Raw genomic sequence first — 12,737 nt, forward strand, 5'->3', positions numbered from 1 at the left:
GTAACGTGGTATGCGCGCTACAGGCGCACCGGCTTTGCTCCACGCACCGCCACGTTCATAGCAGCCGCACCGAATTGGGACTGTCCGCATGGACGGTCCTTATTTTGTCGACGGCATGCCCTTTTCCGCTCTCCGAAAACGTTCTTCACAATCCGCCACAAAGTCCCCCCTTTCGCCTCCCGGTCATAAAAAACGCCCGTCGTGGGAATATTTAACTTCGTGACTTTACCTGAAATTACGACATCGATCACGGGAGGACTCATGATTCTGAACGAGGAGCAGCTTCGGCGCAGGGCGCGGGAGCTGGCTTTGACGCATACGTTGTCCGGCGGCGGCCTGCGCGCATCATCCGCCTTGATCCGCGGATTCGACCGCGACGCCTCGGAACTTCGGGAATACGCGCTCAGACTTCAGCGGGAGGGACAAAGCGGGACGAGACCGGCCGAAGAATGGCTGCTCGATCATGCGGACTTCATCGCCGAACAAACCCTTCATATCCGCAAAATGATCCGCAGAGACGAAACACGCCGCCTGCCCGCGCTGTCCGGCAGCCGGGAGCTGCGCGTGCTGTCGCTCTGCGCGGATTATCTGGAGCATACGGACGGCCTGTTCGACGCCGATCTGCTCGCCGCGTATGCGGACGCGTATCAGGACATCGCCGTCCTGACGATCGGCGAGGTCGCGATGATGCCGCTGTTTGTCCGCATCGCGGTCATCCGGCGGCTGGCCGGCCTCGTCCGCACATTGAAAGAACGCCGCGAGGCGGGGGATCGAATCGACCGCATTCTGGAACCATTCGCGGAGAAAACGCCCTCGGCGACCGCCATCCGGGATGCGCTGGACAGCGCCGGCGAGACGCTGCCGCTCTCCGGTCCGACCATCGTCCATCTCGTCGACCGGCTCGGCGAAATGGCCGAATACGCGGGCGACGTGAGGGAATGGCTCGTCTGCCGGCTCGACCCGGAACAGGAAAGTCTGGAGCGGATCATCGCGCACGAGCACAGGCTGCAGGCGTCGTACGAAGTGTCGGCGAGCCACGCGATCCAATCGCTGCGGCGGCTGGACCGCCTGGACTGGAGCGGCATGTTCGAGCGGCTCTGCCATGTCGACCGGGTGCTCCGGACGGAGGCGGCGGGCACGTACCCGCTGCTCGACGCTTCCAGCCGGCAGGTGCTGCTCGGCCGGGTGCAGGTGCTGGCCCGACGCATGCGCGTGCCCGAGACGCTGGCGGCGAAACAGGCGGTGGAACTTGCCGCCCGCTATGGCGAGCGCCCGGACCGCGCCGGTCAACAGGTGCGGGCCGACGTGACGCAGGCCGGGAAGGCCGATGCGCTGCGGACCGGCCAGACCGAGGAGCAGAATTGCCAGGACGGCGGCATCCTGCCGCGCCCGGCCTACGCGGCGTATTATCTGCTTGATCCGCGCGGCGTCCGGGCGCTCTGGCGCGCGCTGAAACTGTGCGCGAAACCGCGCGCCATGCCCCGGGCGGCGATCAAACAGATGCGCCTTCCCGCTTACTTCGGCGCGCTGGCCGGCGTTTTCGCCGCCCTGTGGGCGCTCGCCGTCTGGCTGGCGGCGCCCGCTTTCGGCGCCTCCGGCGGACAGGCCGTCCTGGCCGCGGTGACGGCGCTTCTGCTCGCGTTTCCGGCGAGCGAATGGGCCGTGCAGATCGTGCACCAGTCCATCTGCGCGTACTGCCAGTCGCGGCCGCTGCTGCGCTACGACTATTCCACGGGCATTCCGGATGACGCCGCGGCGATGGTCGTCGTGCCGGTGATCTGGACCAGCCCCTCGCAGGTTCGCGAGAGCGCCGAGCGCCTCGAACTCCATTATCTTGCCAACCGGGACCCGAATCTGCATTTCGCGCTGCTCGGCGATTTCGCCGATGCGGACGCGGAGACGAAGGAAGAGGACCAGGCGATCGCCGATGAAGCCGTCCGCGCCATCGAGGCGCTCAACCGGGCATACGGCTCGGAAGGCGGTTCGACATTTCACGTGTACATCCGGCGCAGAACCTGGAACGAAGCGGACAAAGTCTGGATGGGCTGGGAGCGGAAACGCGGCAAGCTGGTCGAATTTGCGGATTTGCTGCGCGGCGAATCGAACACGTCTTACGCCGTGCGCGTCGGCGATCCGTCGGTGCTGCCCGGCATCCGCTACCTCATCACGCTGGATGCCGACACGCAGCTCCCGATCGGCGCGGCGCAGCGGATGATCGGGACGATGCATTACCCGTACAACCGTCCGCGGCTGAACAAGGAAGGCACGCGCGTGGAGGAAGGCTACGGCGTCCTGCAGCCGCGCATCGGCGTCAGCCACGAATCGGCGATGCGTTCCCGGTTCGCCAGACTCTGGTCCGGCGAACCGGGCATCGATCCTTACGCGTTCGCCGTGTCGGACCCGTACCAGGACGGTCTGGACGTCGGGATTTTTACGGGCAAAGGCATCATCGACGTCGACGCGTTCCGCGCGGTGCTCCGCGAGCGCATTCCGGACAACCGGGTGCTGAGCCACGATCTGCTGGAAGGCGGCTTCCTGCGCAGCGGGCTGCTGCCCGACATCGAGCTGGTGGACGGCCATCCGGCGACGTTCAGCGCCTACCAGCACCGGCAGCACCGCTGGATACGCGGGGACTGGCAGCTGCTGGGCTGGCTGCGCCGCACGGCGGAAGACCGCAGCGGGCGGAAGCGGCGCGTCGACCTGTCGCCGCTGACGCGCTGGCAGATCACCGACAATCTGCGCCGCAGCCTGCTCACCCCCGGGCTGCTCGTGCTGCTCGTGCTGGCCATGCTCCTGCCGGCCGGATCCGGAACGGCCGTCGCCGTCATCGCGCTGGCGACGCTGGCGATGCCGGTGTGGCGCGCGCTCGCCGCGCCCGGGCGGCTCATCCGCCGTCCGTCCGTCCTCGCCATAGCCGCCGGGCAGTCGCTGTCGGCGCTCGCGACGCTGCCCTATCAGGCGGTCATGACCGTCGACGCGATCGCCCGGGCGCTCTACCGGATGGCCGTCTCCCGCCGGAAACTGCTGGAATGGATCAGCTCGGCGGAAGTCGAGCGGCTCAGCCCGCGCCGGTTGATGGGGCTGGAATGGGGGCTTGCGCTTGCCATCGCGACCGGAATTCTGGCGTTTTTCGCCGCTTCGCCCGCCCAGACGGCCATCGGCCTTTCGCTTGCCGCGATCTGGGCGGCGGCTCCCGTCGTCATCGGCTGGTTGGACAAGTCCGCTCCGGCCGGCGAAGACGGATTGACGGAGGCGGAGCGGAACGAACTGCGGAAGCTGGCCGCGGATATCTGGCGCTTCTATGAAGACTACACGACGGAGCGGGACAACTGGCTGCCGCCGGACAACGTGCAGATCGATCCGCCGGTCGGTGTCGCCCACCGCACGTCGCCGACGAACATCGGCATGCTGATCGCCTGCACGGTGACGGCGCGGGATTTCGGGTTCATCGACACGCCCGGCATGATCGAGCGGCTGGAGCGGACGATCGGCACGGTCGAGCGGATGGAAAAATGGAACGGCCACCTCTACAACTGGTACAACACGGAGACGCTTCGTCCGCTGCCGCCGCAATACGTGTCGACCGTCGACTCGGGGAACCTGGTCGGCTGCCTGATCGCCGCGAAGGAAGGGCTCGCCGAGTGGCTCAGGCGCGATTATCCGGACGGAGAAGCGGAGGAGGGCGCCGGTAAGCGCATGGCGTCGACCACCGGGGAACGGGAGCCGTCCGCGCCGCGCGGACCGGAGCGGCTGCAGCCGGTGACGGCCGATCTTGAGGCGTCGGCGGAACCGGTCGGCGCGTACGGCTTGTCCCGCCCGCAGGCCGAAACCGGCGATTGGGCAGCCCGCGGACGCCGGCTCATCGAGCGGATGGAGGCGCTCATCGCCGGCACCGATTTCCGGCCGCTGTTCGATCCCGCAACCAAGTTGTTCAGCCTCGGCTGCCACACCGCAACCGGGGAGAAAGAGACGATTCTTTACGATCTGCTCGCCTCGGAAGCCCGGCAGGCCAGCTTCGTCGCGATCGCGCTCGGACAGGTGCCCGTCTCGCACTGGTTCAAGCTCGGCCGCGCCATGACCCGGACCGGCGGCGGCAAGGCGCTCGTCTCCTGGTCGGGCACGATGTTCGAATATTTGATGCCGCCGCTGCTCATGCGCACCTACGCAGGGACGGTCTGGGACGCCACCTACCGCGCCGTCATCCGCAAGCAGGCGGAGTACGCGCGGCTGCGCGGCGTGCCGATGGGCATTTCGGAGTCGGGCTACTATGCGTTCGACTTCCAGATGAACTATCAATACCGGGCGTTCGGGGTGCCCGGCCTCGGGTTCAAGCGCGGCCTTGAGACGGATCTCGTCGTCGCGCCTTACGCCACGGTCATGGTGCTGCCCTACGAGCCGCGGCTCGCGATGGATGAACTGAGGAAAATGGAAGCGCTCGGCGCGCGCGGAGAATACGGCTACTACGAAGCGATCGACTGCACCCGCGAACGTCTGCCCGAGGGCAAAACGAGCGTCGTGATCCGCAGCTTCATGGCGCACCACCAGGGCATGATGCTGCTCACCCTCGGCAATCTGCTGCTGGATTCCAGCATGGTGGACCGCTTCCATGCCGACAAGCGCGTCCGCTCCGCCGAGCTGCTGCTGCAGGAGCGGGTGCCCGAACGTCCGGCGCTCGTGCTGCACGCGGCCGCCGCGCCGCTCCGCATGCAGGATCCGGACCAGCGGCTGAAGGCGCCGCAGCGGACGTTCCGCACGCCGCATCCGCCGCATCCGGAAGTATGCGTGCTGTCGAACGGGTCCTTCACGACCGTCGTCACCGCCTCCGGGAACGGCTTCATGCGCAGCGACGGGCTGGCGGTGACGCGCTGGCGGGAAGACGCCTGCGCCGACGAGTGGGGAAGCGGCGTCTACATCCGCGATGTCGAGGGGGAGACGGTCTGGTCGGCCGCATGGCACCCGACCGGTTCGGCCGGGGACGAATACGCGGCGGAGTTCTCGCTGGAGCAGGCGCGGTTCATGCGCCGGGACGGCGACATCCGGACGACGATGGATATATGCGTCTCGGCCGAAGGAAACGCGGAAATCCGCCGGATTACGATCACGAACCTGGGCGAAACCGCCCGGCTGCTCGAGGCGACGACCTTCGTCGAACTGGCCTTGGCCGAACCGGCGGCGGACGCGGCGCATCCCGCGTTCAGCAAGCTGTTCATCGAAACGTCGTTCGATGAAGGGCAGGAAGCGCTGTTTGCCCGGCGCAGACCGCGGAGCGGCGGCGACCGGCCGGTCTGGGCGGTGCACGGACTCATTCCGTGCGGGGAATCGGTCGGTCCCATCGAATACGAGACCGACCGGGCGCGGTTCATCGGGCGCGGCGGGGCGATGCGGGAACCGCAGGCGATCCGTTCGCGGCTCACCGGCACGGTCGGCGCAGTGGTCGACCCGATCTTTGCCGTGCGCAGGCGATTTTCCGTGCCGGCGGGCGGCCAGGTGAAATTGATCGTCGTCACGGGGACGGCCGCATCGCGGGAGGAAGCGCTCGAGCTGTACGGCAGATTCAGCACGGCGCAGCAGGTGGAGCGCGCCTTCCAGCTCGCCTGGACGCGCAGCCGGATCGAGCTGCATCACCTGCACATGCAGTCGGCGGAAGCTTCGCTCTGCCATGTCCTGGCGGGACGCGTGCTGTATACGCCGCCGTTGCAGGCGGAGCGGGCCGAGGCGCTTGGCCGCGGCCCGTTCAGCCAGTCCGAGCTGTGGCCGCTCGGCATTTCCGGCGATTTGCCGATCGTGCTTGTGCTGGCGCAGGATACCGCGGGCACGGCGACGGCGGCGGAGCTCATTCGCTGCCACGAATGGCTGCGCCGCGGCGGCATCGTGTTCGATCTGGTGTTCCTGATCGAATCGCCAGGCGGTTACCAGCAGGAATTGCGCGACCGTCTCACGCGGCTGATCGAACAGTCCGTGCCGCGCATGTACGACGACCGTCCGGGGCATACGTACGCGCTGAGTGCCGATCAGCTGCGGGAAGAGGATAAGCGGCTGCTCGCCGCCTCCGCCCGGATCATCCTCCGCCTGGACGGGTCCAGCCTGCGCGCGCAGCTGCGCATCATGTCCGCGGCGGCCAAGGCGGCTGCGCCGGCATTTGTGCCGGCGGCCGCGGACGCCGAAGCGGCGGATGTCGACGCCGGTCTGGCGGAAGAGGCGCGGGAAGGGCTGGTGCTGTGGAACGGCTGGGGCGGTTTTGTCCCGGACGGTTCCGAGTACCGGATCGTGCTGCCCGAACGCAAAAGCCTGCCCGCTCCCTGGTCGAATGTGGCGGCGAACCCGGACTTCGGCTTCCTGATCACCGAGCGCGGCACGGGCTACACCTGGTTCCGGAACAGCCGCGAGTTCAAGCTGACGCCCTGGTCGAACGATCCGGTGCTCGATCCGGCCGGGGAAGCGTGCTACATCCGCGACGAGGAGACGGGGCGGTTCTGGTCGATCACCCCGGCGCCGGCCGGCGGTCCGGGCGCGGCGGTCGTCTCCCACGGCCGCGGGTATTCGCGGTTCGAGCGCCGATGCTTCGGCATCCGCCAGACGATGACGGTGTTCACCGCGCGGCACGATCCCGTGAAAATTACGGAGATCCGCCTCGTGAACACGGGGAACCGGCGGCGCCGTCTGTCCGTTACCGGGTATGTCTCCTGGGTGCTCGGCGTCAGCCGGGAAAACGGCGCGCCGTACATCGGGTCGGAATGGGACGGCAGGGCGCTGTACGCCCGCAACGCCTGGCAGGAGACGTTCCGGTCCGAGACGGCGTTTCTCGGCATCGCCGCGGATGAAGGCGAAGGCGGGCCGGCCGTCTGCACGGCCGACCGGCGCGAATTTATCGGCCGGGGCGGCAGCATGGCCGAGCCGGCGGCGATGAAGCGCCGGACCCTGTCGGGGGCCGTGGGCCGGTTCGCCGACAACTGCGGCGCCGTGCAGCTGGTGATCGAGCTGGAACCGGGCGCCGAGCGGACGGTATGCCTCCTGCTCGGCTGCGGCCGGGATATTGAAGAAGCGCGGGCGCTCGTCTCGGCGTATGCGAACGTGGAGCGGTGCAGGGATGCTTTCGGCGAAGCGGCGGGCTTCTGGGCGGAGACGCTCGGACAGCTCCGGGTCGCAACGCCCGATCCCGCGATGGATATGCTGCTGAACGGCTGGCTGCTCTATCAGACGCTCTCCTGCCGGATGTGGGCGCGCTCCGCCTTCTATCAGTCCGGCGGCGCGTACGGCTTCCGCGACCAGCTCCAGGATTCACTGGCGCTGCTGCATACCCGGCCGGATCTGACGCGCAAGCAAATTCTGATCCACGCCGCCCATCAGTACCGGGAAGGCGACGTGCAGCACTGGTGGCACGAGGAGACAAAGCGGGGCGTCCGTACCCGCTATTCGGACGACCTGCTCTGGCTGCCCTACGCGACCGCGCGCTATGTGCTGCACATGGGCGACATGAGCTTGCTGGACGAGACGCGGCCGTTCCTGGTCAGCGAGGAGCTGGGCGAAGGCGAGCATGAGCGCTACGAGCAGACGGTCGAATCGGACGAAGCCGGCACGGTCTACGAGCACTGCCTGCGCGCGATCGGCCGCGCGCTCCGCTTCGGCAGCCACGGCCTGCCGCTCATGGGCATCGGCGACTGGAACGACGGGATGAACAGCGTCGGCAGCGAAGGCCGGGGCGAGAGCGTCTGGCTCGGCTGGTTCCTGATCACGGTGCTGGATCTGTTCTCGCGGGTATGCGAACGGCGCGGCGACGGTGTCCGGGCCGCCGAAATGCGGCGGACGCGGGAGTCGCTTGCGGAGGCGCTGAACCGGCACGCGTGGGACGGCGAATGGTACCGGCGGGCGTTCACCGACGGCGGCGAATGGCTCGGCACGAACGGCGGGCGCGAATGCCGCATCGACGCGATCGCCCAGTCATGGTCCGTCATTTCGGGCGGCGCGCCGCCCGAGCGGGCGCTGCGGGCGATGCAGTCGTTCGACCGCGAGCTGGTCGATCGGACGGCACTGGTCGCGCGGCTGCTGACGCCGCCGTTCGACACGACCGATCCGTCGCCCGGCTATATCCAGGGCTATCCGCCCGGCATTCGGGAGAACGGCGGCCAGTACACGCACGGCGTCATCTGGAGCATCGTCGCCTGGGCCGTCCTGGGCGACGGGGACAAGGCGTTCGAGTTGTTCGATCTGCTGAACCCGATCCGGCACACCTCGTCGCCCCGCGACATCGGCGTGTACCTCGGCGAGCCGTATGCCATGGCGGCGGACGTATACATGTCGAATCCGTACCGCGGCCGGGCAGGCTGGACGTGGTACACGGGCGCCGCCGGCTGGATGTACCAGGCCGGGCTTGAGTGGATTCTCGGCATCCGCAGGGAAGGCAGCCGGCTGTTCCTGGAACCGCGGATTCCGGCGGGATGGCCGGGCTATTCGGCCGAGTACCGGTACGGCGGCAGCGTGTACGCGATCGAGGTGCGGAATCGGCAGTCCGGCGGTACCGGGCCGGGCCTTACGGTCGACGGCAAGCCGGTGCCGGCGGAGCCGGGGCGCGCGGGCGGCGGAGGACTTGAGCCGGAGGCAGCGATGGGCGCGGCTGACGGCGGACCTGCGCCGGCATCCGGCGAGGCTTCGGCAAACCATGCGCCGGCATCGCCTACGGCCGCGCCCGGCTCATGGTACGTCGACCTGGTCGACGACGGCGCGCGGCACGAAATCGTGCTGCAGCTGTGACGGTACGTCCCTGCCCCTATGCGGGGCGGGGATTTTGTTTGTCCGCGCCGGCCGGCCAGCCTGGCCACAATAAGCGAAAAATTTTCATCAATTTCGGAGAGAATCGCGTTTTCAACGAAAATAAAAGAAAAATTTTCTCCTGTTTTCGGAAAAACATCCGTTTTGTGCATGTTTTTCGAGAATAAGCGAAGTTATTTCTTCTATTTTGCGGATTTGGGCTCGAAAATCAAAAATAGAGGAAAAAACTTCGCCAATTCATCCCGTCTTCGGGATCAATGTGCTGCGGTTCGATTCAGGAAGCCTTGTGTCGGGGGACACCCCGAGCGACGGCGGAAGAAATTTGGTGAAGACAGCAATTGCCTTACCGGGCGACCGGCAGGCTCAACCATCCAAACCCGGCTGGAAAACAACGCGGCGCAACGGCATAATGGGTCATACCGGATGGCTCGCAAACGGAGAAATACTTCGCAAACGGGGCAACACCGCGCTCGGAGCAGCATCGCAAAATCCGGCCAGCATCACGCTCGGAGCAACATCACACACGGACCAATATCACGATCGGAGCAACATTACAAACGGATCAAATTCACGCTCGGAACAACATCACAAACGGGCAACAACTCGGACTGGAGCAGCTTCACAATTCAGAACAGCAACGCAGTCGGATCAAGCATCACAATCGGATCAGGTGCCGCAATCGGAGCAACACTATGTACGGAACAATTTCCCGAACCGGGGACATCGCAACCGGAGACAGGATCATCGGAGAGAAGATTCCGCACACGGATACTGCATCGGAGGAGAACATAGGAGGAGCATCCATGCGATCGGAGCACCATGTCGGAAAGGGGCTGAGGCATCATGAATGGCGGTGTCGATCTGTATCTGCTTGCCGGCGTCAAGACGTGGCCGACCTATTTCCGGGAACCGGCGGAACGGCTGAAGGCGATGAGCATCGAGGCGGGGTATGCGGACGCTGACGTACACGTGTTGTACCCGTACGGCGACCATACGATCCCGCTGCACCGCCAGCTGCGGGAAGTGGCGCGGGATGTGGCGCGCAGGCTGGCGCTCGCGGCTGACAATCTGCAGCCTGCCATCGACCGGCTGGGCGATTTGCAGATGGAAGCTGCCGGCGAGTATGCATCGGCCGAAGGCTCGCCGCGGCACGGCGCAGCCGCGCAACCGGCCGAGCCCCGAAGCAGCGCGGTTGAGGCGCCGGCGGAGCCGATCGTCGAGGCGATCCGCGAGCGTTCGGCGGGCCGCGTCGTCGTGCTGATCGGCCACAGCGGCGGCGGCGTCGCCGCTTACCATGCGGGGCGGCGCCTGCTGGCCGAGGGCGCCGTGCGCGACTGCCGAATCGTCCAGATCGGCTCGCCGAAGGTGCGCATCCATCCCGCCTTGCGGGACCGGACGGCGTATTTCTATGCGACGGACGAACGCGGCCGCATCCGCGATCCGATCACGCGGCTCGGCACGTGGGGCGGCATCCGCAAAGCCGCCGCCGGCATTCCGGTCTGGGATTCGCGCCGGTGGGCGCCGGGCCATATCGCCGCCATCACGATCGACGGCGGGCACAAGGACTATTTTCAGCACGGGCCGTCCGGCGCGGCGGCGAAGACGACGAACCTGGAGCGAACGGCCGCGGCGGTCCTGGACTGGCTGGTCCGCTCGCTCCGGCCGGTACGGCCGCCTTCCCCGGCTCAGTAGCCTTTGTCGTAGTTGACGAGATTGATCAGCCGGTCCGTCTCTCCGCGCAGATAGATCTCCAGGTTGGCCGCGAACAGATCGGCGACCCGCTCTTTCAGCCGGTTCGTGTGGCCGGCGGTGTGCGGCGTCAGGATGACGTTGTCGAGCGCCCAGAGCGGATGCCCGGACGGCAGCGGCTCCTCCTCGAACACGTCGAGCCCGGCGCCCGCGATCCGGCGTTCGCGCAACGCTTCGACCAGCGCCTCCGTCTTGACGCTCGCGCCGCGTCCGACATTGATGAAGAACGCGGTCGGCTTCATCAGGCGGAAACGCGCTTCGTCGAAAATGCCGCGCGTCTCGGGCGTATCCGGCAGCACGTTCACGATATAGTCGCTCTCGGCGATCGCCTCGTCGAGCTTGTCCATTCCGTCCACCCGGTCGTAGGCGGGCTGCGGAGCGGGCGTGCGGCGGATGCCGATCGTGCGCATGCCGAAGGCGCGCGCCAGTTCGGCGATCCGTGTGCCGATGGCGCCGGCGCCGACAATGAGCGCCGTCCGTCCATACAGTTCCGACAGCTCGGACGGGCGGTGCCATTCCCCGGCCATCTGGCTGCGCACGGCGATATGGATGCCCCGCGTCAGGCCGAGCATGTGCGCGAGGGCCGTCTCCGCCACGGCGACCGAGTGCACGCCGGCGGCGTCGGTGAGCAGCACGCCGCGCTGCCGCAGCTTCTCGAGCGGCAGGCTGTCGATGCCGGCCGACCACGTCTGTACCCAGCGCAGCTTCGCACCTTCCTGCAGGCAAATTTCCGCGACCCGGTCGTTCCAGCCGCACACCGCTTCCGCATCCCGATAGACGTCAGGCCCGATTTCGGCCGAACGTCCGAAAACGATGGTGGCACCGGGCGCTGCCCGGCGGATTTTCTCCTGTTCTTCGGGGCCGAATCCGTGCAGGCACAGTATGGTTCCCATCGGTCTTGTCCTCCGTTTCTCGTGATGAATTCCTGAACATTATAGCACAACCGCAACACGGGCCGGGAAACTGGATGCGGGTGAACGATCGAAAAATCCGATTTTTCCGGCCAAGGAAGATATTTTATAATGGGAATGTGCGAAATGCTTGCGTACAAGCAATAATTTGCAAAGGACGTGAAACGATGGTCGGATTGGAGACGCCGTTTGAACACAAAGGGCTCAAGCTGCGCAACCGGATCGTCATGCCGCCCATGTGCCAGTACTCGGCGCACGGCCAGGACGGCATGCCGACGGAATGGCATTATGTCCATTATGTATCCCGCGCGGTCGGCGGCACCGGGCTGATCATCATCGAGATGACGAACGTCGAGCCGGCCGGCCGCATTTCGAACCGCTGCCTCGGTCTCTGGTCGGACGATCATGTGCCGGCGTTCCGCCGCATCATCCGCGCGTGCCAGGAGCACGGCGCGAAGGTCGCGATCCAGATCGCGCACGCCGGCCGGAAGGCGGAGGACGAGCCGGTGCCCGTCGGTCCGATGGCCGAAGCCTACAGCGAGCGGTACAGAACGCCGCGCGCCCTGACGACGGAGGAAGTGAAAGGGCTCGTGGTCAAATTCGCCGAGTCGGCCAGACGGGCGGTGGAAGCCGGAGTCGACGCCGTCGAGCTGCACGGCGCGCACGGTTACCTGATCCACCAGTTCCTCTCGCCGTATTCGAACCGGCGCGACGACGAATACGGCCGCGACCGCGTATTGTTCGCCGAAGAAGTCGTCCGGGCCGTCAAGGCGGTGCTGCCGCCCGACATGCCGCTGATCTTCCGGCTGTCGGCCGTCGAATACGTCGACGGCGGCTACGACATCGACTACTCGATCGATTTCGGCAAGCGGCTCCAGGCGGCGGGAGTCGACATCTTCGACATATCGTCGGGCGGCGAGGGCAAGCCGGGCAAACGGAAACCTTCGGACACGCCCGGCTTCCAGGTGCCTTACGCCCGCGCGTTCAAGGAAGCGCTCGGCGTTCCGGTCATCGCCGTCGGCCGGCTGGACAATCCGCAGGTGGCGCAGATGGTGCTCCGGAACGGCGATGCCGATCTCGTCGGCGTCGCCCGCGGCATGCTGTACGATCCGTACTGGTCGCTGCACGCGATCCGGGAGACGACCGGGCTTTCCAAAGAGATCGCCCCGAAACAATACGAACGCGGATTTTGAGGCTCGGCGGCGGAAGAAGGACTTCGAGGGACTTCGCGGAAGAAGCGGAGTCCCTTTTTGCGCATTCGCTTTTTCTCCCGAATAGGCGTATAATGGCAGGAACGCCCCGGGCCGCCAA

The 12,737-nt window shown here is 66.6% G+C and carries 4 protein-coding genes; 3 read left to right on the plus strand and 1 reads right to left on the minus strand.

The features are described 5' to 3' along the window. Nucleotides 1-261: 261 nt before the first annotated feature. Together THECO_RS22210 and THECO_RS20410 are read left to right on the plus strand one after the other, a co-directional pair. Nucleotides 262-8,748 carry a GH36-type glycosyl hydrolase domain-containing protein gene (locus THECO_RS22210; RefSeq protein WP_015253885.1) on the plus strand — a complete coding sequence of 2,829 codons (8,487 nt, stop codon included), beginning with the start codon at nucleotides 262-264 and terminating at the stop codon, nucleotides 8,746-8,748. A gap of 861 nt (nucleotides 8,749-9,609) precedes the next feature. Further along, nucleotides 9,610-10,458: an alpha/beta hydrolase family protein gene (locus tag THECO_RS20410; RefSeq protein ID WP_015253886.1), complete on the plus strand. Its 849-nt coding sequence runs from the start codon at nucleotides 9,610-9,612 to the stop codon at nucleotides 10,456-10,458. Here THECO_RS20410 and THECO_RS04560 read toward each other — a convergent pair. Further along, entirely contained in the window at nucleotides 10,452-11,408 is a 957-nt protein-coding gene (locus THECO_RS04560) for a D-2-hydroxyacid dehydrogenase (protein WP_015253887.1), read from the minus strand. The genes THECO_RS20410 and THECO_RS04560 overlap by 7 nt on opposite strands. Before the next feature lie 185 nt (nucleotides 11,409-11,593). Between THECO_RS04560 and THECO_RS04565 the strand changes: the two genes are divergently transcribed. Next, entirely contained in the window at nucleotides 11,594-12,619 is a 1,026-nt protein-coding gene (locus tag THECO_RS04565; RefSeq protein ID WP_015253888.1) for an NADH:flavin oxidoreductase/NADH oxidase, read from the plus strand. Nucleotides 12,620-12,737 lie beyond the last annotated feature (118 nt).

This window comes from Thermobacillus composti KWC4, from assembly GCF_000227705.2.
GTDB classification, from domain to species: domain Bacteria; phylum Bacillota; class Bacilli; order Paenibacillales; family Paenibacillaceae; genus Thermobacillus; species Thermobacillus xylanilyticus.